Here is a 20645-nt window from a genome sequence, read left to right on the forward strand (position 1 = left end):
CGGAGAATATTAGAGATCAATGGATTTATTGTCATGGGTACAATCTGGACGCCAGACCTAACGACTTTTTCAGGCCCGAAATATCAGCGCTTAGTCAGTGCCATAGAACAAGGCATTTTGCAGAAGGTGTTAACCCAAGGCAGTAAACTGCCACCGCAACGCCGTTTAGCTGATGCCTTAGGCATCACAATTGGCACTGTAACCCGCGCCTATGCATTGGCGGAACAAAGGGGTTACGTCGAAGCACGAGTGGGAGATGGCACCTATGTCAACGCCTCCCCTGTACCTGAAATGGGTAACGTACAATTGAATATGGCGACCTGTCAGCAGCCACTCACAGATCAAATCAGCACCCTAAGCGATTGCCTCAGCCAATTAGCGAAAGACCCCACTAAGTTGAGTCAGTTACTCGGTTATCGCGCCAGTCCATTAGATCAACACCAACAAGTGTTCCACCAATGGTTAAACCAACGCGGCATACAGCAAACGCCCGAGCAACTGGTCTTTACCCATGGCGGCCAGCAAGCTATTTTTGCCTGTTTGAGCGCATTTTTATCAACAGGCGATGTACTGTTACACGAGCAATACAGTTATCCAGGCGTGAGAATTTGTGCTAAACAGCTTGGCGTCACTAGCGTTGGTGTGCCCCTTACCCACGAAGGATTAGATCTACCGCGCTTTGAAGCCCTATTACAGATCCACAACCCTAAATTAGTCTATCTCACGCTGAATAATCAAAACCCCACTTGCATTCAGTACAGTGAATCACAACGGCAGAAAATCCTTGAGTTATCAGAGCTATATCAATTCTATATCATTGAAGATGACGTGAATTATTGTTTACCTGAAGAATGGCATTCGCCCCTGTGGCAATTAGCAAAACAGCTGGTGATACCACGGGTAATTTATATTTCCAGCCTGTCAAAATTGTTTTCTGGCGGCTTAAGGCAAGGCTTTATTCTGGTTCCTGACCCCCTTATCGCCCAAGTGCGACTCGCTATTCATAGCCAATGCTGGATGGTGTCGCCGCTGAACATTGAAATAGCCTGTCAGTTGATAAAGAAAGGTCATATCACTGCAGAACGAGATACGCTCATACGTCAACGCCAACGTCACTGTATCGCCATGGGCGAACGACTGGGATTAACCCAAACTTGGCGAGGGTTAAACGGTTGGATACAACTGCCAGAAGATATCAAAGCCCATCACCTCGTTACCGCACTGGCCGCAAAAGGCATATTAGTCCGTAATGGTGATGACTTTAATTGCCATGATAATTTTATCCGCTTGAGCCTTGGTGGCGCCGAAAACGACACTCAATTCAATCTCGCGGTTGAATGCATAGAATCGACCATACGTTCCTTAGTGCAAAATGCTTATTCAGTAGTGTAATGACTGCTTGTATAAGAGCTAACTTTCTGCATAAACATGGCTTTCTAGCCAAGTCATTTTAATACTCTTTTTTGGGATGTAATCTATAGCTGCAGTAAGATTGACCATAAAACTCACGCAGCTATGATGCCTTGAATGTGCTATTTGAGAAATATTTTTCAGCTAGTCAAAAAATATTTCGATAATAAATTTCTTGGTAACAATAACTTACCCAATAGCGTCATCACCTTCACTTTCATGCTCTTCCGTTTTTACCTTTGCTAAAGCAGATTCTGCTGCTTTTTCTTGGGCTTCCCGCTCTGCAATCGCTTGCTGCACTTTGGCTTCTTCTAAAGCTTCAATTGGCAATAGACTGATAAGCTCAATGCCATTCGGAAATACGGTATCATTACCCGAAACAACGACGACCTTACCTTCTTTTGTCAGGTAAATCAGTGGTATTGCCGTCTCACCGTAACGTTTACGAAAATGTTCAAAGCTGAAGTTTTCGGTTAAATTCGTTACTTTAAGTTGAGCGCCTTTCGCCATTAGGCTGGCTATCTTGGCATACGACACTGCATCACCAAACAAACATAAACGTTGCTTATAACTTTCAGAGAGCTGGTGGCGTGCACTGCCTACTTCGGTATTATTAAGACCAAAAACTTTTTTAGCACCAAAAAAGTCTTGGAAATGAAAGCTCACTAACGGGTTTAACTGTCGGTAAGGTGAAATAATCAACACGCGGCCAATTCCAGTTAAATCCATATAAGTTTCAGCATGTTCCGAAACAGGATTACCAAAATACACTGGAATATTATCCATACGCGCGAGCCTAATGTTGTCCCAGTTATTATCAGCCAGTAGCACTTTGACATCTTTGGCTTTTAAAATTTTCGCTAACTCTCTGGAAAATTTAGAGGCACCAAAGATCAATAAACCTTGGGCAGAATCGGCTTTAACCCCAAGAAATCGTGCCCAACGTCCCGCCGTTAAACTTTGGACCACCACAGTGCCGATAATAATTAAGAACACTAAGGGCACTATTGCATCTGCGCCCTGCACATTGTTGGCTTCTAACTTGATTGCAAATAAAGAAGATACCGCCGCGGCCACAATACCTCGAGGGGCAATCCAGCATAAAAACCACTTATCCGCTTTCGACAGAGATGTGCCGATACCAGAAACCCAAATACTCAGCGGTCGTGCCAATAACATGGTCACCGCTAAAACACCCAGTCCACCCCAACCTAAGCCGAGCATGGCATTAGAATCTAATCGCGCCGCCAGTAAAATAAACAGTGCAGAAATTAACAGTACGGTTAATGTTTCTTTAAATTCAAGGATTTCAGCAATATCCACACCACGCATATTCGCAAGCCAAATGCCCATAACCGTCACAGTCAATAAACCCGATTCTTCTTGTAATAGGTTCGAGCCGACAAAGATACCCAGCATTAAGGTCAAAACGGCGGTATTACGCAGATAGTGTGGCAATAGGTTGTGTCTTAAGATTTGTCCCGTTAGATAACCCGCTACTGCGCCAAGTCCTAATCCGAGGGACAACATAGAGCCTAAGGCATAGAGCACATGCGTCGTTTGATCGCTGGCAACGGTTATGTATTCAAAGACTAACACTGCGAGCAGCGCGCCTATTGGGTCAATCACTATACCTTCCCAACGCAAAATACTCGCCAGCTGGGATTTAGGACGCACACTTCTGAGCATTGGCACGATAACGGTAGGTCCAGTCACTACCACTAGCGCCCCAAAGAGCAATGCAATTTCCCAACTAAAATCCAGTAAATAAAAGGTGGCCATACTGATACAGGCCCAGGTGATCACGGTACCGATAGTCACAAGATGCGTCACCATACGACCATGATCTTTGATTTCTTTGAAGTTAAGAGTCAAAGCCCCTTCAAATAAAATCACGGCGACCCCGAGGGAAATTATCGGAAAAAGCAAATCACCAAAAATCGCATCAGGATTGAGGAATCCAAGCCCAGGGCCTAAAGTGAGCCCACATAGCAACAAGGGTAAAATCGCTGGTAACCGAAGTTTCCAGCCAAGCCATTGACAAAATAACGATAGCACTCCAATTAGCGCTAGCATGCCAGTAATGTGTTCAACCATATAAATCCTTTAGATAACTGAGCTAAATACTAATGAGCTTAGCTTTAATGACGCAGATGACAACAGCATGAACAGTAAGCTGAAATTATCTATTCGATATATCCACTGTTAAATATGATTCTTCCCTCATCACCTATGGAGAAAAAATCAAGAAAACGGAGCAATCTAGCGACATCAAGTAAAATAAGCTGTAGTACAAATCCGAAAACATCAGATTTACCTTAAATAGGGATTTAAACTTAAAATAGAAAAACAAAAAAGCCTTATCTTTCGACAAGGCTTTAATCATTTGATGAAGCGAAGAAATTGATCAGCGATACACGCTGGTGACTTTCGATAATACACTAGCTCAAAATTTTATCGTTATTAGGTTGCAAATAAGCAAATTCCTAACAACTAAAATGCGTGTGGGCTCTACTCACTTGATAGACACAACCACACTTATACATATTTACCGAATCCAAATAATAACGCAGGGGATAAATCCCCTGCTTAACACCATTAATCCCTACGGCTACCGTAGTAATCGTGCAGTTCGTTTTCCCATTCAACATCTTTCATATTGGGCCAATGGCCTTTGTCAAAGCCCGGCGCCGTTTTGAGTCGCTCTAATGATATGTCCATGACAAAACATTTTTGCTCATGATTAAGTGTCAGCATCTTCCAAGGCACTGCAAACAGCTTTTCTCCAAAACCAAAATAAGTACTGAACGACAGTACCGCATACCCGACGTGGCCCGTTTCCACTTCAAGCATAATTTCTTTGATATCCCCTAAGGTTTCACCAGAATTATTAACAACATTATTGCCGATCAGTGTTTCAGCGCCCATCAGATATGGGCCGGGTCCTTGTGCCAATGATGGAGAAGCGAACTGTGGATTGTTGTAAATACCGTAAACATCGCGATCATGATAATTCATTTTGTTGACCTCTTTATTAGCGCAGCCCATGAAACTGGACAACGGAATAAGTGAAATACCAAACGTTGGTTTCGAATTGAACATGTCCGTCATTGGACATAAGTTAGAGTATGCATCTCTACAATCACTCGCTCTGTTCGGCATACCGCTTATCAGTTAATGCGAATATAAACACATCGACTCGTCAGATCCCTGTAAGTGCGCCACCGTACCGACATCCCATTTACTACGGCACAGACTCATGTTACCCAGTGCAAAATTGCCCCGGTATCAGGAAGATTAGCCATGTCAATTGCGACTATTTTATTGATTATTTTAATTTTGTTATTTCTCGGCATGCTCCCCACTTGGCCCCATAGCCGAAACTGGGGTTATCGTCCTGGTGGACTTATAGGCATAGTGCTACTGGTGCTGATTATATTGCTGTTAACGGGACGCGTTAGCTAATGCCCCCATTTTTACTCTTTATCAAAAAGGATAATCTGATGAGAACAATTAAAATGTTAAGTATCTTCCTGCTGGCTCTAGGCTTAGTCGCCGTGGCCAGTTGCAGTTCTGCATACAACAAAGAAGGTACTGGCGAGTATTTAGACGACAGTGTGGTCACCACCAAAGTGAAAGCTGCCATTTTAGGTGATAAAAACTTAAGTGTGGCCGAGATTAATGTTGAAACCTTTAAAGGCGTGGTCCAGCTCAGCGGGTTTGTTAAATCGCGTGAAGATATCAATACTGCGGTAAAACTAACAAGCAAAGTCCCCGGCGTTATTTCAGTCAAAAACGATATGCAACTAAAATCTGGCGCACTTTCACCGCAACTAAAAAACTAGTCATTTAATCTCCATCATTCCGCAGCCCCGTTCTGATGCTGCGGCTCTTCTTTTTGCAGCAGATTTTCTGGTGCCAAGTCAATGCCACCACAGGTTGAACCGCTATGCCCACTCAACACCAAGACACATTAGCCCCACAAATTCAGAACCGATTAATCCGTCATCTGCCAGTGGTGGAACAAGCGGATTTATTATCGCAAGCTGAATTAGTCCAACTTAACTTTGCCGACTTACTGTGCAAGCCTGGCGAGTCATATCAATATGTCTATTTTCCCTTAACGGCTTTTATTTCTTTGATTGCTAAACTCCCCAAACATCCGGCATTGGAAATGGGTTTGATTGGTTACGAAGGTATGCTTGGGGCGACGACTTTGCTGGGCACTCGGCAAGTGCCTTCAGAGGCGATAATCCAAGGTTCTGGTCAAGCTTGGCGGCTCCCCATTGAAACCTTTGAAGGCTTACTCGCTCAAAATACCAATCTGAAGCAAATAGTAGAGACTTATCTATACACTTTGTTATGCCAATTATCACAAAATGCAGTCTGTGCCCATTTTCACTCCATTGAGTCTCGGCTAGCACGTTGGTTGCTAATGAGTCACGACCGAATTCAGACTGATGAGTTATATCTAACCCATCAATTTTTAGCCGACATGCTGGGTGTTAGGCGAAGCAGTATTACCGAGGCCGCAGGCAATTTACAGACCCGAGGTAGCATTTCATATAATCGTGGGCGATTACATATTCTTGATCGGCAAGCTCTACTTGCCCGTTGCTGCAGTTGTTATCACTCAATGCGCACTTAAGTGCATATTTTCCACTCGACGATTCAAAAAACCTGCCATTATGTTCGCTACCGTACATAGCATAGGTGTTTCTCGCTGTAACCTGAGTTAGCGACATCACCAAACAAGGACACGCTATCATAATGGACACACTAAAACTGAAATCTGTATCAGAGCGACCGCCACCGGAAACTCACTTCCCGCCAGAATCCAATCGGTTGTTATGTGAATTGCCAGAAGAAGTCAAACAACGTATTTTCCCGCATCTGGAACTGGTTCCATTAGAACTCGGACAAGTAGTCTGTGAAGCAGGCTCAAAGCAGCGTTATGTGTATTTCCCGCTGGACTCGATTATTTCGCTGCTATATGTGATGGAAAATGGGGCATCCGCTGAAATTGCTGTCGTTGGCAATGATGGTATGGTCGGCGTTGCACTGTTTATGGGAGGAGAAAGCACCACGAGTCGCGCTGTGGTGCAAAGTGCTGGCGTTGCCTATCGCTTGCTTGGTCAGCGGCTTAAAGACGAATTTAACCGTCATGGCGCCCTGCTCCATCTGTTACTGCGTTACAGTCAGGTGCTACTGACCCAAATGGCCCAGACCGCGGTTTGCAATCGACACCATAGTATTGAACAGCAACTGTGTCGTTGGTTACTGCTTTCGATAGATAGACTGCCCGATGATCGCGTGTTAATGACACAAGAATTGATTGCCAATATGCTCGGCGTACGCCGTGAAGGTGTCACCGATGCGGCAGGAAAACTGCAACGCATGGGGGTAATCAATTACAGTCGTGGGAATATTGAAGTGGTAGATCGCGCGTTACTAGAACAAACCTGTTGTGAATGTTACGCAGTCGTTAAGCAGGAATCAGAACGGCTGATGCCACCTCAACAAGCGCAGCAAACATAAACGTACTGTGGATATAAAAATACACATAGCGGATGGCTAGACCACTCGTACAACAGCCATTCTATCGTTATCCCATATGCCACTTCAGTACTAAACCCACACAGGTACTGCAAACCATAAATAAGAACAGGCAGTCATCAACCCGACACGCTAACATGGCGAAAACTGATGCTGCCTAATATCCACCATATTACCTTTTTAATCAAAGCATTATGGTTACTCATTTTTTAGCCCACCCAGCAAACAAAAAACGTGCCGCGTGGCCAATATTGCCACCACTAATCCCATGCGCGCTAACGCACAGACGTTTAATAGTTAACAGGTCATGCTGAATGTACGGTTCATGCACTCTTGCACTACACCGGGTTACTTGAGGTTTATATGAAAAAATTCAAAGAAGAACATAAATCCGTCGATAACGATGCACAGAATTCCAACACCAACAAAGCCAATCCTCCCGTCGTAGCCCGCAACCGTCAGATGATCAAAACCACAGTTGCAGATAAAGCTAAACAAGACGTGGATACCAGTAAAAGCACACACAATAAGCGAGGTTGAAGAACTTAAATCAAACGACAAGGAAGATAACTGGACTGAAAAAGAGCCAAATCATCACTCGTTAGACTAGGACGTGACGAACAAACAGGGAAAAGTTTCATTGATTAAGTGCAAAAACTAAACCATGCAGTAACACACTGCGTTTAGCTCAAGCCGATGCAACCCTTAGTGTACCGGCCCTCTTTACTCAGAGGAGTAGATCATGAATTTCCGTGGCGTCAAATTACTCACTCATACCAACTGACTCAAAAATGGGGCTATTCACCAGCATATTGACTGTGCATGGTGGAATAACAAACCTAAAGACCACACTCGGTGCACTGTTTCCGAGAAAGGAATTTCAAATGAACATCAATAAAAATAAACAACCACAGCAATATCCAATCGGTCTACAGCGAGCCAAGCACTTCTTATTGGCAGGTTGTATTGCAACAGCGCTCGTGGGCTGCAGTTCAACGCCATTGACTAAGACCGCAGAAATGGAACGGGCTGAACACACCATTGCCCGCGCAGAGCAAGCAAGAGTCGGCCAATATGCCTCAAATGAACTGGCACAGGCCAGACTTAAACTTCAATCTGCAAGCAGCGCATTACTCAATATGGACACTGTCAGCGCCGATCGTTACGCCATAGAGGCGAGCCTTGAGGCCGAATTGGCCCAAGCTCGCGCTGAGCTGGCACAAGCCAATAGCGTCAATAATGAAATGAAAAACAATATCAGCATACTGCAGCAAGAAATGTTACGCCGTTCAGGAGGAATTCAGTAATGAAAAAACCTATCGTTTCATCGGGTCTGCCTTTACGTTTTAGCCGCCATCTACTGGCATATAGCCTAATCCTAAGCACAGTAGCAGCTTGTAGCAGTACGCCTAAAATAGCTGAAGGCATCGGTGATATCCGTACAGAACTTAATAAACTGCAAGCGAATAATGAACTGGCAATTTTAGCCCCTGCTGCCATTAAACAAGCTGAAGAAGCCGTTCGCGCTGCTGAACAACCGGTAAAAGATGAGCAACAATCACAGCACCTAGTGTTTGTTGCTGATAAGAAAGTCAATATTGCCTTAGCTCAAGCGCAGAGCCGCTTTGCCGAAGATCAACACAAAGTCCTCGCCAAAAAACGCGATGACGCCAGATTGGATGCTCGCACCACAGAGGCCAATCAAGCCCATCAAGATGCGCGCCTAGCCCGTGCTGATGCTGCAGGTGCGCGTCAGGAAACGACCGAACTGCAAGCCCAGCTCACATTGCTGAATGCCCGTCAGTCAGAACGTGGTTGGGTCGTAACCTTAGGTGATGTTTTATTTGATACTGCCAAAGCGGATCTTAAGTCATCGACCAGTCAACATCTAACCAACCTAGCGAACTTTCTGAACAAGTATCCCGCGCGTGGTGCCATGATTGAAGGGTATACAGATAGCGTAGGCAGTGAACAATACAATCTGGGTTTATCGCAGCAAAGAGCTGATAGTGTTAGCCATTTTCTACAGGGAAAAGGGATCCAATCCAATCGGCTCAGTAGCCTAGGTAAAGGTGAAAGCTCACCTGTTGCCAACAATGAGTCCGCCAGTGGCCGCCAGCAAAACCGTCGGGTTGAAGTCATCCTCACCGACACAGCACAGGCTCCACAGTAGCTATCACTTAATCATATTAAGATTTCAGCGTGATCCTTGAATCGAGTCTCATCGCTAATAAGATGAACGGCGCAGAAATTAAGGAGATCAGTAAAAAGCAAAAAGCCCCATCTTTCGATGGGGCTTTTGCAATTTGGCGGAGCGGACGGGACTCGAACCCGCGACCCCCGGCGTGACAGGCCGGTATTCTAACCAACTGAACTACCGCTCCAAATTCTTCCATATCCCAATATTTGACAGGTATCTAACCCAGTAACCCCAGCGTAACAGGCCGCTGATGTCAAAACGATAGTCTAACCAACTGAACTACCGCTCCAAATTCTTCCATAACCCAATATTTGACGGGTATTAAACCCACTAACTCCAGCGTGACAGGCCGCCGATGTTAAAACAGAACGATAATTCAACACACTTATCAAGGCTCTGCTTAAGATGCGAAGAATAATACGGTTGAGCCCTGCAGGCGTCAACCGTTTTTTTACTTCGATTTATCATTTGATTAAAAAAAAGCCAAATCAATTGCAGACCTTGATTTATATCCCAAATATCGCTCAACGTTCCAGTTCAAAGTCATAAATCAAACATATTAAGCAACGTTTGGCTAACGGTCTTTATCTGCCTCATCTGGCATAGTGAGATCGATTTCATCTAATGAAGGTGCTGCGGGTGGATTTGCAGATGCTTCATTCAATAAACGTAACTCCGCGGCAGCTAAGGCCTGCGCCAAACTTTGGCGCTTACGCCACACAATTAATCCCACCACGCCTAAGACTAATAAGATAGCGTTGACTGTAATGATCCAGAACATTGCATCTTTCTTCGCAAGCTCTTCTTCCTCTGCCGCTTTTTGTGCAGCAACAGCAGCCAACTCTTCAGCACTTGGTGGTGGTTCTGGTGGTTCAATTAAGTTAAAGAAAAGCTCAGGTAAATCCAGCACGATTTCACGACCAGTGACAGTCGTCGTCGCCACAAAACCTTTAATTCGATAACTACCAAACTCTGTCACTGTAGGTAAATCTAATTCAGAGTCAGGCTCAGTGAGACCATTAACAACCAAAGGCAGTTGCAAGCCAGCAGGGCCGACTAACTCAAAAGAAAAATGCGTCTCAGCCAGCTGCAACACTGTCTTATCCACGTGTAACATGACTTTCCATTGCCCTGTTAGCGGATCGTCAGGGGTAATAACTTCTAGATTAATTGGCCGAGGTGACAATTTAAACGGGAATGAAACCTGCCGTTCAAACACATTATTACGTGCCTGCACGACAAACTCATAATCACCCCAAGGCTGCTTTATATTGATATTGCTGGTAAATACACCATCGTCGGGTTTTTCATCGTAATCTTCACCATTGTCTTTATAGGAACCAACAATAATGTCACCCGCAGCAAAATTTTCATCGCCCGCCTTATGTTTACTCACAAAATGTGCCGTCCATTCGACTAAATAATCTAACCCAGGCATACGCACACGCTGCTCGTCACCCATTAACTGCGCGACAATTTTAACTTGTTCACCTTGGAAGATTGGCTGTGGTAATGGCTGGACTTCGATTTCGAGTTTAGAGAGCTTCTTAAGGGTTGAACCTGAGACAACCTTGCCCACCAACTGCCAAGGTCCGGGCTGTGGTGACTCAATGTAAATAATATCGCCCGTTATACCATCAACCCACTTAACGGTTGCAGGATGACGATTGGCATACCATTTACTGCCATCGGGTAACACTATGACCACGGGCGCAGAGCCATATTCACGCTCCACTAATAAGGTCATATTATCGACCATATGATCAATACGAAAACGGTTTTTAAGCTCGGAAGCCGTCTCCAATCCTACAATCGGCGTAGCCTTAGGTGGCTTGACGACTTTTTTGGCTGGATCTAGGTCAGCGGCCAATACACTCGCCACACTACATAACAGCGTAGTGGCAAGCAGGCAAAAAGCTAAAATGGGTTTATGGCGCGACATCGGCATAGTAATTCTTCTATCCTCTCCAGAGGCATTTACCTGATTTTGCGACTAAATCAAGGCGTTGTTCATGCATTGTCAGTTCATCGGCCGATGCGCCAATCACTTTAAGATTAAGTGATTGCGGATCAAAACGTTGAATCCCCCCCGCTTCCTGCCCCGCTTCTTCGTTAGACAAATTAAACTTTGTCTGTCCGCCAGTCATGATCAGATAAACATCAGCGAGGATCTCGGCATCGAGTAATGCGCCGTGGTACTCGCGGCGAGAAGTATCGACGCCGTAACGCTTACAGAGCGCGTCGAGATTGTTTTTCTGACCGGGATGTAAAAACTTAGCAATCTCTAAGGTATCGAGGATCTGACAAATATCAGCGGTTTTCGGACCACGCGGCTGCAGCAGTGAAAACTCATGATCCATGAAGTTCACGTCGAAGTTCGCGTTATGTGCGACGATTTCAGCGCCGTCGATAAAGTTGATAAACTCTTGAGCAATTTGATGGAAACGCGGCTCTTTGGAAACGCGTTCATCGGTAATACCGTGAACAGCGATAGCTTCGAGATCAATTGCTTGACCAGGATTGATATATTGGTGGTAATAACGCCCCGTCAAACGACGGTTTACCACTTCCACACAACCAATCTCGATGATCCGATGGCCTAAATAGATGGCGCCGCTGCCTTGGTTCATACCTGTGGTTTCGGTATCTAAAATAACCTGACGGCTAGCATTAGAGATAATATTCATGTTTTTATGCGCTTCTTATGACAATTTTTAGTTATACTCGGCCGAAATTCCCGGCTATGGTAACAATTTGATGACTGAACTAAAACTGATCCACATCTTCACCGACGGCTCTTGCTTAGGCAATCCCGGTCCTGGCGGCTATGGCATTGTAATGAATTATAAAGGCCATACAAAGGAGATGTCCGACGGTTTTGCGCTCACGACCAATAATCGCATGGAATTGTTAGCCCCAATCATAGCGTTAGAAAGCTTGAAAGAGCCTTGCCAAGTCGTGCTCACCAGCGACAGCCAATATATGCGCCAAGGCATAATGACATGGATCCATGGCTGGAAGAAAAAAGGTTGGATGACATCAAACCGTACCCCAGTCAAAAACGTTGACCTATGGAAACGATTAGATAAAGCCTCACAGATGCACACTATCGACTGGCAATGGGTTAAAGGTCATGCAGGCCACGCCGAAAACGAACGTTGCGATGTGTTAGCTCGCACCGCAGCAGAATCTAAACCAACCCAACCCGATTTAGGCTACCAGCCTTAACTCTGTGGCCCTTAGCTTAAACGAGCAAAATTCGTATAGCCAAAGTTGATATAAGCTAAATTCGAAAAAGTAAGTTCGATGCAATCACGCCTAAGTTAAGCACTTGGGTGTGATGACTTATGTCACTACTCATCTCACTGTCAGCTCACTATTTATGAGCCATTGCTATCAAACGGTTTATTTCAATTCCACACCTGCAATATTGAAAAAATTCTCACAAAACAGCACAAAAGCTTGACCTAGGGATGTCGCCTGACGGCTCTTATGGGTGATGCGATAAAACTGCCGCTCGAGTACGAGTCCCTCAATCGTGACTAACGCCAACTCTTTACGACTGATTTCTTTCTCCAGCGCCAACTCAGATAACACCCCAAGCCCAGCACCTTGTTTCACGGCCAATTTAATCGCATCCGGCGTAGTAAAGCAGAATTTAGCCTCTGGCTGCATATCCAACTCATTGGCGGCATTTACAAAATATTCGCGAGTGCCCGATCCTTCCTCACGTAGCACCCAAGACAGACCTTTAACCGCTGCAGGTTTAACCACTTTCCCCGCCAGAGGATGCGCCGGATGACAAAACACCAGCAGCCTATCCTTATGCCATGCCTCGACACTCAAACGATTGTCAGTGCAATGGCCTTCAATAAAGCCCATTTCAGAGCGGAACTGAGCAACCGCTAGGATCACATCTTGAGTATTAGTAATCGCCACATCCACATGGGTTTGAGTATGTTGCTGACAAAATGCCACTGCGGCTTTCGCCATTAGATAATTGCCGATTGTCGAACTGGCACTGATGCTTAAACGCCCAACCAGATCACCACCATGATAAGTAAATGCCTGCTCAATTTGTTCAACACGGTGTAATAGATCCGTTGCCAATGGCAGCAGTAAATTACCCTGGGAGTTAAGCTGTAATCGATTGCCAATACGTTCAAATAGGCGGGCATTTAGCTGCTTTTCTAATTCAGCCAAGGCCATAGATGTCGCCGGTGGTGATAAATTCACTTGTTCAGCCGCCTTCGCGACTTGGCCGCTACGTGCCACAGCCTCAAATACTGCCAGTTGTCTTAAGGTTATCCGCATATAAAAACCTGTACTTAAAATGGAAATGGCTTATCAGTTTTCCGAATGCTCTGATAAATGCCCCGAACGACCCGCTGTCGGCGCCGTGGTCCAATTTGTCTGCCGCACCTTACGTTTATCGCGAATAGGTGTGAGTGGCGACTCGAGTTTACGTGCCACAATCAAATACAAACTGCCCGCGCTAGGAAGCCATGACGCTAAACTCTGTTGAAAAAATCTACCTTGGGTAAACTCGCCCATTAATGGGTGATAGACCAAACGCTCATCCCCCACCACTTGATAACCTAATAAACCTAACCAATCTCGCACCCTCGAAGGCATAAAAAAACGGCCATTCCAAGGAAGACAATCCTGATATTTAGGCCATAACTTACCCAAAAATACCGGACTCAAGGGATTAAAACCGACGATAAAAAGATAGCCTCCGGCGATGAGGACCCTATCGGTTTCGCGAAGAATACGGTAAGGATCGGGTTCAAATTCGAGCAATAGACTCATTACCACCGCATCTATCGCCGCATTCTGCAGGGGTAAATGGCAAAAATCGCCTTCAATAGAGGCGCCTTTGGATGGCGAGAGTGAAAAATGATGGGCGACTGGTGATGCCATGCTCGACAATTCGGCACTCAAAGGCCCTAACTTTAATAAATGATAACCAAAGACTCTTGGCCACCAATCTTCAAGCTGTTTAGCGACGGCTTGCTGTAGTGCCTCACCATTGGGTAGGTCACTCCATTGTTCGGGCTTGAGCTCAGTACTAAAATGCGACACAGAGTTCCTCCGTTAGCTGGGTAGACAAGTATCCAATTGGGTCAAAGATGACCAACATTCTGCCACAGGGCAAAAGCGGCAAAGGTCGCCAAGGGCCGTTCACTCATGGATAATACCTTTATCTTCAAATTGAAATACAGACATAGGCAGTTCTATGCTCACTATAACAGCGATCAAAGCCTTTAATGACAATTATATCTGGGTGTTACAACAACAGCCCCATACTCAGGTTTATGTTGTCGATCCCGGCGATGCAAGTGTGGTCATTGACTACCTGCAAGCCAATCAACTCACGCTAGCGGGTATTTTACTGACCCACCACCACAATGACCATACGGGTGGCGTAGCAGCGCTTCAAGCCTATAGTCATAATAGACTCACGGTTTATGGCCCAGATAATGAGAAGATCGAAGGCATAACACATCCACTGCACGCAAAATCCAAGCCCAAATTCACACTGGAGTATCTCAGCGCTGATCTGCAAGTCTTAGATGTACCAGGCCACACAGCTGGACATATAGCCTACGTTGTTGAAGATGCCTTATTTTGCGGTGACACCCTGTTTAGCGGCGGCTGCGGACGCTTATTTGAAGGCACGCCAGCGCAAATGCTCAACTCACTACAGCAACTTGCCCAGCTTCCCGCCGACACTCGGGTTTATTGTGCCCATGAGTACACACTTTCAAACCTCAAATTTGCCCTCGCGGTCAATCCCAACAATCGCGAGCTCCAAGACTATAACGAACGCGCGATGCAGTTACGTCGCCAAGACAAAGCGACTGTTCCCTCCACCATCGCTTTAGAGCGTGCCATCAATCCCTTTTTACGCCCAAGCGACACTGAAATTGTCGATAACATAAAACAGCATTTTAGCGATCTAAATCACGCAAATTTAGACGAACTCAGCAGTTTTACCTTACTCAGACAGTGGAAAGATAATTTTTGATCACAAAAGCAATATTATAGATTGAAATTCAAACAGTTTTTCTCATTTTTGATGATGTAAGTCAAAAATGGCCTTACATTATGTACGATAATTAAGGGACAAGATCGAAAAGATCCCATAGAATGGCTCGTTTTGCGTGAAAACTTTGCGCGCTGCGTCGTCTTTATCTTCATATAAAACATACTGTTACTATAAAGAAAAGCGATGCACTAACAGAGGACTACCGTTTTCAATGAGAGTATCACTTTATGTTGTTGTAGGGGGATTTGCCCTACTCACAGGCTGTCAAACATTAGACAACTATGGCGTTAACCAAACAGAAGTTGAAGCCGTCACAACCGAAAATACAGTCCCAGAATATTACCTCGCAACCGAGGCTCCATCGGCGCAAATTACCGATGTGTGGGAGCGAATTCGTCAAGGCATGCAGTTACCGGTTCCAGATCAAAAATTGGTGAATCAATACCGTGATTGGTACATCAAAAATCCACAGCATCTGGCGATCATCTCGGAACGTGCTGCACCTTATATGTACATGATTGTTGAAGAACTTGAAAAGCGTCATCTTCCTATAGAGATAGCTTTGTTACCCATAATTGAAAGCGCCTTTGATCCATCCGCATCATCGACTGGCGCGGCATCGGGTCTGTGGCAATTTACCACACCTATGGCCAGTCATTTCGGTTTAGAAATGAACTGGTGGTATGACGGTCGCCGTGATGTCCCCGCATCAACGACTGCGGCGCTCGATATGCTGGAATACCTCTACGATAAAACCAATAACAATTGGCTTTATGCTATTGCTGCCTATAACTCGGGTGAATCACGGGTGCTCAATGCAATCAAACGTAACGAGAAAAAAGGCTTAAAAACGGATTTTTGGTCATTGGATTTGCCCAGAGAGACAGAACGCTATGTGCCGCAACTGCTCGCACTGGCAGAAGTCATTAAACACGCTGATGAATATGGCATATCTTTAGCGCCAATCGACAACAATCCCACTATTGAAGTGGTTGATATTGATAGCCAAATTGATTTAGCCATGGCGGCAGGTTTTGCTAATATGACCACGCTTGAGTTACAAAAACTCAACCCAGGTTATAACCGCTGGGCTACATCGCCACTTGGTCCGCACACCTTAGTGCTACCAATTGATAAATCGGAAGAATTTAAAAAAGCGCTTGCTGAAACAGAAACCGAAGATAGGATCAGCTGGTTACGTTACACGATCAAATCTGGCGATAGCATTGGCAAGATTGCTACGCAGCACCATACGACCGTTGCCGCTATTCGCGCCGCCAACGGCATGAAAAGCAACACGATCGTCGCAGGCAAGCATTTGATTATTCCTGTCGATGCGCAAGACAAGCAGCTTTATGCCCTGTCAACTAAGCAGCAATTGCCGAAAAAATCACATGCTGCAGTTGAATCAACAAAAATTGCTTATCAGGTTAAGTCAGGAGACACACTCTCAGAAATAGCCCAAGCCCATAAAGTGACGGTGAAACAACTCAGCACTTGGAACAAATTGGCTAAGAATAGCAAGCTACAAAACGGTCAGAAGTTAGTGATCTTAGCACCAAAGGAGCTTGAGCAAACCGCACAAATTCGTACTGTTAGTTACAAGGTAAAATCCGGTGATTCACTTGCCCGTATCGCCAATAAATTTAACGTAACTGTTGCCGAGCTACTCGAGTGGAATAGCCTAGCGCAATCACAGTATTTACAACCAGGCCAAGTGATCAAATTAGTGGTTGATGAAACTAAGTTGAGTGCGTAGGGACTACACTGGCACATAGTTCGAACGGATTAGTGCTATAAATCCTAAGCAAAATTGAGCCATAGATAACAAAAAGGCAGCAACCCTATCGGATTGCTGCCTTTTTCTATTATGAGAGGCGACGTTATTCCATCGTCAATAATAAAACAACAGGCGCCATAACAACGGCATCAGACTCTAATGCTTTAGCGGCAAAATGCGCTTCTAAGCGAGCACCATCCGCAGGTATTCCTGCAAATGCTTTGGGCGGAATACTAAATGAAGTCGTGATCACTTTCCCTGCCGCCAATTGGCTATCACGTAATGCTTGGGTAAACATCATATCATCCGACCAAGCCCACAGACGTTTGCCCTCTTGCGTTACCAACCACAAATCCGCCGTCATCCCAGAGTTATAACGTAGGCCGACAGCATAGGTTTGTGGATTTGTCACAGTCAATGTCGCCTTAACCGACTGCTTAAAATCGATAAAAGGTTCTAAAGTTAATTCACCGCGAAGCAGGCCTTGTGCCTTTTCTGCCATCACAGGTTCAGCCTTTAATGTCGGAGTGCTTTTAAGCCCAGAAACATCGAGCGCCAGATCGGCAGCGCGAATAATCTCAGGCTGAACGGCCGCGGCTGTTGTAGTCTCACCCTTGGTTGACTGACTCGTGTCAGCGGCTTCAGGCGCCGAGCACCCAACAAGTTGCCCGCCGACAAAAGCACTCGCGCAAACAAGTAATGCGTAACGCGTTGAAGCAACCATTAAAAACCGCCTAGTTTTTTCAATAAGGAGTCTTTTAATTTTTCCTTAGCTTTGTCGGTTTCTTCCTTAAGCTGATTATTCAGTAAGGCTTTAGTATCCAAAGCATATTCAGGTTTTTGGAAAGTGCCGGTAATGGCGAGCGGAATGTCAACTCCAGCCAGCGCATCTTTGTCGCTACCACCCTGACCCTTCAATGAATTCACTAGGCTAGCGGTTAGTCTGTAGTCCAAGGCTTCAGTCAATAAATTCGCAGTGCCTTTACCATCCAAACGCAGTAAAGGCGAAGACAAGGCAAGATCTGGATTCGTGGCAACGCCATTATCCAACGAGAAACTGCCCGTCAGACTCGAGAAGTCAGTTTTGCGCTCCGCCTTCGTTTCTGGCGATAAGTCGCCCTTTAACTTAGCTTGGGCGCTGCGGATCATCTGTGGAATATTTACCCCGTACAGAGCACCGTCATTAATATCAAAATGACCATTCGCTAACAGGTTTTTCTTTAACTGCTCAGGGATCAAACTCTTACCTTTCCCCTTCACATCAAAGTTGGCTGTACCCGCCAGTAAATCCACATCCGCTGCATCTTTGAGCAAAGGACGAATTTGTACGCCCGTCACTTTTTTATCAAATTGATAACTCGCCACTGCTTGACGAGCATCAACCTGAGCGCTCACCAGCAACTGACCTTGATATAAATCCGCATTCAATTTCGTCAGATCTAACACGCCATTTTTAATGCCCACATCCATTAACCAATTTTGAGTCGACAGATTCGCGACCTTAATAGACTTAACAGTCAACTTGAGTTTTACATCAAGCTGCTTAAGGGCTGAGAGATCAGGCTCAACTGCCTGAGGGTTTGCTGCTGGCGCTTGTTCAGCGGTGGCCTCTGTTTTAGGTAACAGTGTATCTAAATCAATATCGCCAACTTGAAAATCAGCATTAATTTGTGGAATTTTCGTACCATAATTAACACCCACTTTACCCGCAGCGGTAATGCTCGCCGCGGTAAGCTGCGCAATATCGACGGACAATTGCTGTTTATCAAGGGCGATTTGAGTTGCTAAGCTGACAGATGTTTCGAGTTTCTTGTTCGGAATACTCCCACCTTCCACCACAGTGTCAATTTTCAGCCCATTGATAACGAGTTGTTTAAAGTCTCGACTGAGTTTTAGTTCACCTTTAGCTTCGCTACTTACCGTCATATCCGGCATAGTTGCACTGAATTCAAAGGCGATAGGCGCAAATTTATCTAAGGAGAACTCACCTAGGGTGAAGCTACTTAAGGTAAAGACTTGAGTCTGCTTATTAGCTTCGTCAATCATATTAATTTGGGTATTGGTGATAGAAATGCCACCAATATTAATGTCGTTAAGTTTGGCATTCGATGAGGATTCGGCGGCAGCTGGAGACGCTGTTTTTGGGCTATTATCACCACTCAACCCATCGAAACTGCTAGTGCCATTTTTACGGGTGACTAAATTGATCGTTGCGCCATCGAGACTCAATTCTGCAATTTCAATTTTCTGACTAAACAACGGCATTAGCGCCACTTCAGCAACGGCTTTTTTGACTTCTAACATAGCCTTAGGCGTAAAACCTTCAGGGTTGGATAAAGACACACCCCCTAAATTAATACCTATGACAGGGAAAAATGTCCAAGATAAATCGTCAGTAATGACTAATTCACGACCCGTTTGTTTTTTTACGGCATCGACTATTTCAGGTTTAAAATCATTAGGGTCGAAAAAGACGGTGAGATAAACGGTGACTAAAAGAATGAGCGTCACCATTAAGGCTAAGAGCCACTTAATGAATTTCATATAAATATCCTTATCAAAAACAACTTGAATTTATAGCAACTAATGCATTTAGAAATGTTAATTTAAAAATGCAAAGTTCAACATTTCATCACTTACTGCAATACCATTTTCATCGGCATAGAGCATCATACCGGGCTTAACCGTCACGCCCCCCATATCGACAGCCACATTAATTTGGCCTTGACCTAACTTTTCGGTTTTTATCGGCATAGCCCCTAAGGCAAAGACACCTAAGCTGAAAGTATTTAATCTCGCCACATCGCGAACACAACCATTAATCACTATCCCTTGCCAACCATTATCTAAGGCGCTCTGCGCTATGAGGTCACCTAACAATGCGCGGCGCAGAGAACCGCCCCCATCGACAACGAGCACTTTTCCATGCCCATCCTGTGCAAGTATCTCTTTTACCTTTGAATTATCCTCAAAGCACTTTACTGTGACTATCTCGCCCCAGAAGAGCCGTTTACCACCAAAGGGTTTAAATGCAAGGGGAAGTAACTGTAATTTAGACGGATAGTGGTCGAATAAATCTGGTAGTAGATCAAGCATTTGAATCTCCATGATAGTCTATAACTTTAGACTACTCATAATTGTAGACCCCGACAAGGTCAAAGCAAAAATCAGCGGAATTTTTTATTTCATTTTAACGTGCAAAGGCTTGGTGTATATTGGCATAAGCATTATAATCTGCGATAGTTAACGTCCTATGACACTCTTTAAAGTTTCATAAATTTGTTCCCACACCTCTTTGTTATAAAGCGAAAACCAAATGACAACTGATCTTGATTTACAGAGCGCAATCGCAGCTCTTGATGAGTATGGATATGATAAGAAAGTCTCAACGGATCTTGAGCAAGCACGTAACAAGCAACAAATGGGTAAATATATTAAATCTCTCGACTATAGTTTACGTCGATTATTGATATTACAAGAAACCGTTAATGAGTTAGTTGAAGAAAAGAAACATCAATTAGCTCAGCAAGAGAATATTCAAACCTACAAAACAAAAATCATTAACTTGTCGAGAGAATTTAACATTTCTTACGATGAAGTCTTAGCGCTGATGGCATCATCTAAATCTAAGAAGTAAGTTTATCGCC

Annotated in this window: 21 protein-coding genes and 1 tRNA gene; 12 read left to right on the forward strand and 10 right to left on the reverse strand. The window is 44.7% G+C overall.

Annotated features, from left to right (window positions below):
• Nucleotides 1-33: 33 nt before the first annotated feature.
• On the forward strand, nucleotides 34-1392 hold the full coding sequence (locus GWI56_RS14620) for a PLP-dependent aminotransferase family protein (RefSeq protein ID WP_198573295.1): 1359 nt from the start codon (nucleotides 34-36) through the stop codon (nucleotides 1390-1392).
• Nucleotides 1393-1599: 207 nt separating this feature from the next.
• Here GWI56_RS14620 and GWI56_RS14625 read toward each other — a convergent pair whose 3' ends face one another.
• Together GWI56_RS14625 and GWI56_RS14630 are read right to left on the reverse strand one after the other, a co-directional pair.
• Entirely contained in the window at nucleotides 1600-3507 is a 1908-nt protein-coding gene (locus tag GWI56_RS14625) for a sodium:proton antiporter (protein ID WP_198573296.1), read from the reverse strand.
• Between the two features lie 501 nt (nucleotides 3508-4008).
• The gene (locus tag GWI56_RS14630; protein ID WP_028760076.1) at nucleotides 4009-4428 is read right to left on the reverse strand and encodes a PRC-barrel domain-containing protein; all 420 of its coding nucleotides are present in this window, start codon (nucleotides 4426-4428) and stop codon (nucleotides 4009-4011) included.
• 291 nt (nucleotides 4429-4719) lie between these two features.
• Here GWI56_RS14630 and GWI56_RS14635 point away from each other — a divergent pair, with 291 nt between their 5' ends.
• The 7 genes from GWI56_RS14635 to GWI56_RS14665 all read left to right on the forward strand — a co-directional run bounded on the left by GWI56_RS14635 (nucleotide 4720) and on the right by GWI56_RS14665 (nucleotide 9139).
• On the forward strand, nucleotides 4720-4875 hold the full coding sequence (locus GWI56_RS14635) for a DUF3309 family protein (RefSeq protein WP_197018079.1): 156 nt from the start codon (nucleotides 4720-4722) through the stop codon (nucleotides 4873-4875).
• A gap of 38 nt (nucleotides 4876-4913) precedes the next feature.
• On the forward strand, nucleotides 4914-5255 hold the full coding sequence (locus GWI56_RS14640) for a BON domain-containing protein (protein ID WP_198573297.1): 342 nt from the start codon (nucleotides 4914-4916) through the stop codon (nucleotides 5253-5255).
• Between the two features lie 104 nt (nucleotides 5256-5359).
• Entirely contained in the window at nucleotides 5360-6058 is a 699-nt protein-coding gene (locus GWI56_RS14645) for a Crp/Fnr family transcriptional regulator (protein WP_105252418.1), read from the forward strand.
• A 122-nt stretch (nucleotides 6059-6180) separates the two neighbouring features.
• Entirely contained in the window at nucleotides 6181-6948 is a 768-nt protein-coding gene (locus GWI56_RS14650) for a Crp/Fnr family transcriptional regulator (protein WP_198573298.1), read from the forward strand.
• Nucleotides 6949-7329: 381 nt separating this feature from the next.
• On the forward strand, nucleotides 7330-7506 hold the full coding sequence (locus GWI56_RS14655; RefSeq protein WP_242068413.1) for a hypothetical protein: 177 nt from the start codon (nucleotides 7330-7332) through the stop codon (nucleotides 7504-7506).
• 344 nt (nucleotides 7507-7850) lie between these two features.
• The gene (locus tag GWI56_RS14660; RefSeq protein WP_198573299.1) at nucleotides 7851-8273 is read left to right on the forward strand and encodes a DUF4398 domain-containing protein; all 423 of its coding nucleotides are present in this window, start codon (nucleotides 7851-7853) and stop codon (nucleotides 8271-8273) included.
• A complete protein-coding gene (locus tag GWI56_RS14665; protein WP_198573300.1) occupies nucleotides 8273-9139 on the forward strand; it encodes an OmpA family protein in 867 nt (288 codons plus the stop codon). Before GWI56_RS14660 ends, GWI56_RS14665 begins: the two co-directional genes overlap by 1 nt.
• 134 nt (nucleotides 9140-9273) lie before the next feature.
• Here the strand turns inward: GWI56_RS14665 and GWI56_RS14670 are convergent.
• The 3 genes from GWI56_RS14670 to dnaQ form a co-directional block, all read right to left on the reverse strand.
• Nucleotides 9274-9350, reverse strand: a tRNA-Asp gene (locus GWI56_RS14670).
• Nucleotides 9351-9740: 390 nt separating this feature from the next.
• Complete coding sequence (locus GWI56_RS14675; RefSeq protein WP_198573301.1) at nucleotides 9741-11114, reverse strand: TIGR03503 family protein; 1374 nt, start codon at nucleotides 11112-11114, stop codon at nucleotides 9741-9743.
• 10 nt (nucleotides 11115-11124) lie between these two features.
• On the reverse strand, nucleotides 11125-11853 hold the full coding sequence (gene dnaQ, locus GWI56_RS14680) for a DNA polymerase III subunit epsilon (RefSeq protein WP_198573302.1): 729 nt from the start codon (nucleotides 11851-11853) through the stop codon (nucleotides 11125-11127).
• Nucleotides 11854-11923: 70 nt separating this feature from the next.
• On the opposite strand from dnaQ, the gene rnhA reads away from it, so the two are divergent.
• Nucleotides 11924-12394 carry a ribonuclease HI gene (rnhA, locus tag GWI56_RS14685; RefSeq protein WP_006081489.1) on the forward strand — a complete coding sequence of 157 codons (471 nt, stop codon included), beginning with the start codon at nucleotides 11924-11926 and terminating at the stop codon, nucleotides 12392-12394.
• 177 nt (nucleotides 12395-12571) lie between these two features.
• Here rnhA and GWI56_RS14690 read toward each other — a convergent pair whose 3' ends face one another.
• Nucleotides 12572-13480, reverse strand: a complete 909-nt coding sequence (locus tag GWI56_RS14690) for a LysR substrate-binding domain-containing protein (RefSeq protein WP_198573303.1) — start codon at nucleotides 13478-13480, stop codon at nucleotides 12572-12574.
• A gap of 33 nt (nucleotides 13481-13513) precedes the next feature.
• Complete coding sequence (locus GWI56_RS14695) at nucleotides 13514-14251, reverse strand: class I SAM-dependent methyltransferase (protein ID WP_105252336.1); 738 nt, start codon at nucleotides 14249-14251, stop codon at nucleotides 13514-13516.
• A gap of 154 nt (nucleotides 14252-14405) precedes the next feature.
• On the opposite strand from GWI56_RS14695, the gene gloB reads away from it, so the two are divergent.
• Nucleotides 14406-15197, forward strand: a complete 792-nt coding sequence (gloB, locus tag GWI56_RS14700; RefSeq protein ID WP_198573304.1) for a hydroxyacylglutathione hydrolase — start codon at nucleotides 14406-14408, stop codon at nucleotides 15195-15197.
• 232 nt (nucleotides 15198-15429) lie between these two features.
• Nucleotides 15430-16977, forward strand: coding sequence for a LysM peptidoglycan-binding domain-containing protein (locus tag GWI56_RS14705; RefSeq protein WP_198573305.1), 1548 nt, complete (start codon nucleotides 15430-15432; stop codon nucleotides 16975-16977).
• 124 nt (nucleotides 16978-17101) lie between these two features.
• Here the strand turns inward: GWI56_RS14705 and GWI56_RS14710 are convergent, their stop codons facing one another.
• From GWI56_RS14710 to GWI56_RS14720, 3 genes are read right to left on the reverse strand one after another with little or no spacing between them, the layout of a single operon-like run.
• On the reverse strand, nucleotides 17102-17722 hold the full coding sequence (locus GWI56_RS14710; protein ID WP_113939588.1) for a BsuPI-related putative proteinase inhibitor: 621 nt from the start codon (nucleotides 17720-17722) through the stop codon (nucleotides 17102-17104).
• Nucleotides 17722-19542, reverse strand: coding sequence for an AsmA family protein (locus GWI56_RS14715; protein ID WP_198573306.1), 1821 nt, complete (start codon nucleotides 19540-19542; stop codon nucleotides 17722-17724). The genes GWI56_RS14710 and GWI56_RS14715 overlap by 1 nt, the downstream gene beginning before the upstream one ends.
• A gap of 57 nt (nucleotides 19543-19599) precedes the next feature.
• A complete protein-coding gene (locus GWI56_RS14720) occupies nucleotides 19600-20094 on the reverse strand; it encodes a putative 4-hydroxy-4-methyl-2-oxoglutarate aldolase (protein ID WP_028760092.1) in 495 nt (164 codons plus the stop codon).
• A 220-nt stretch (nucleotides 20095-20314) separates the two neighbouring features.
• Here GWI56_RS14720 and GWI56_RS14725 point away from each other — a divergent pair, with 220 nt between their 5' ends.
• Nucleotides 20315-20635: a hypothetical protein gene (locus tag GWI56_RS14725; protein ID WP_028760093.1), complete on the forward strand. Its 321-nt coding sequence runs from the start codon at nucleotides 20315-20317 to the stop codon at nucleotides 20633-20635.
• Nucleotides 20636-20645 lie beyond the last annotated feature (10 nt).

Origin of the sequence: Shewanella sp. DW31, from assembly GCF_015767295.1 — a bacterium.
GTDB lineage: Bacteria > Pseudomonadota > Gammaproteobacteria > Enterobacterales > Shewanellaceae > Shewanella > Shewanella oncorhynchi.

What these genes read in the sequence shown, in the direction of transcription:
- GWI56_RS14655 (WP_242068413.1), top strand. Translation starts at nt 7,330, where the DNA reads ATGAAAAAATTCAAAGAAGAACATAAATCCGTCGATAACGATGCACAG.
- GWI56_RS14640 (WP_198573297.1), top strand. Translation starts at nt 4,914, where the DNA reads ATGAGAACAATTAAAATGTTAAGTATCTTCCTGCTGGCTCTAGGCTTA.
- GWI56_RS14710 (WP_113939588.1), bottom strand. Translation starts at nt 17,722, where the DNA reads ATGGTTGCTTCAACGCGTTACGCATTACTTGTTTGCGCGAGTGCTTTT.
- gloB (WP_198573304.1), top strand. Translation starts at nt 14,406, where the DNA reads ATGCTCACTATAACAGCGATCAAAGCCTTTAATGACAATTATATCTGG.
- GWI56_RS14620 (WP_198573295.1), top strand. Translation starts at nt 34, where the DNA reads ATGGGTACAATCTGGACGCCAGACCTAACGACTTTTTCAGGCCCGAAA.
- GWI56_RS14725 (WP_028760093.1), top strand. Translation starts at nt 20,315, where the DNA reads ATGACAACTGATCTTGATTTACAGAGCGCAATCGCAGCTCTTGATGAG.
- dnaQ (WP_198573302.1), bottom strand. Translation starts at nt 11,853, where the DNA reads ATGAATATTATCTCTAATGCTAGCCGTCAGGTTATTTTAGATACCGAA.
- GWI56_RS14645 (WP_105252418.1), top strand. Translation starts at nt 5,360, where the DNA reads ATGCCCACTCAACACCAAGACACATTAGCCCCACAAATTCAGAACCGA.
- GWI56_RS14705 (WP_198573305.1), top strand. Translation starts at nt 15,430, where the DNA reads ATGAGAGTATCACTTTATGTTGTTGTAGGGGGATTTGCCCTACTCACA.
- GWI56_RS14675 (WP_198573301.1), bottom strand. Translation starts at nt 11,114, where the DNA reads ATGCCGATGTCGCGCCATAAACCCATTTTAGCTTTTTGCCTGCTTGCC.
- GWI56_RS14630 (WP_028760076.1), bottom strand. Translation starts at nt 4,428, where the DNA reads ATGAATTATCATGATCGCGATGTTTACGGTATTTACAACAATCCACAG.
- GWI56_RS14690 (WP_198573303.1), bottom strand. Translation starts at nt 13,480, where the DNA reads ATGCGGATAACCTTAAGACAACTGGCAGTATTTGAGGCTGTGGCACGT.
- GWI56_RS14650 (WP_198573298.1), top strand. Translation starts at nt 6,181, where the DNA reads ATGGACACACTAAAACTGAAATCTGTATCAGAGCGACCGCCACCGGAA.
- GWI56_RS14625 (WP_198573296.1), bottom strand. Translation starts at nt 3,507, where the DNA reads ATGGTTGAACACATTACTGGCATGCTAGCGCTAATTGGAGTGCTATCG.
- GWI56_RS14715 (WP_198573306.1), bottom strand. Translation starts at nt 19,542, where the DNA reads ATGAAATTCATTAAGTGGCTCTTAGCCTTAATGGTGACGCTCATTCTT.
- GWI56_RS14660 (WP_198573299.1), top strand. Translation starts at nt 7,851, where the DNA reads ATGAACATCAATAAAAATAAACAACCACAGCAATATCCAATCGGTCTA.
- GWI56_RS14720 (WP_028760092.1), bottom strand. Translation starts at nt 20,094, where the DNA reads ATGCTTGATCTACTACCAGATTTATTCGACCACTATCCGTCTAAATTA.
- rnhA (WP_006081489.1), top strand. Translation starts at nt 11,924, where the DNA reads ATGACTGAACTAAAACTGATCCACATCTTCACCGACGGCTCTTGCTTA.
- GWI56_RS14665 (WP_198573300.1), top strand. Translation starts at nt 8,273, where the DNA reads ATGAAAAAACCTATCGTTTCATCGGGTCTGCCTTTACGTTTTAGCCGC.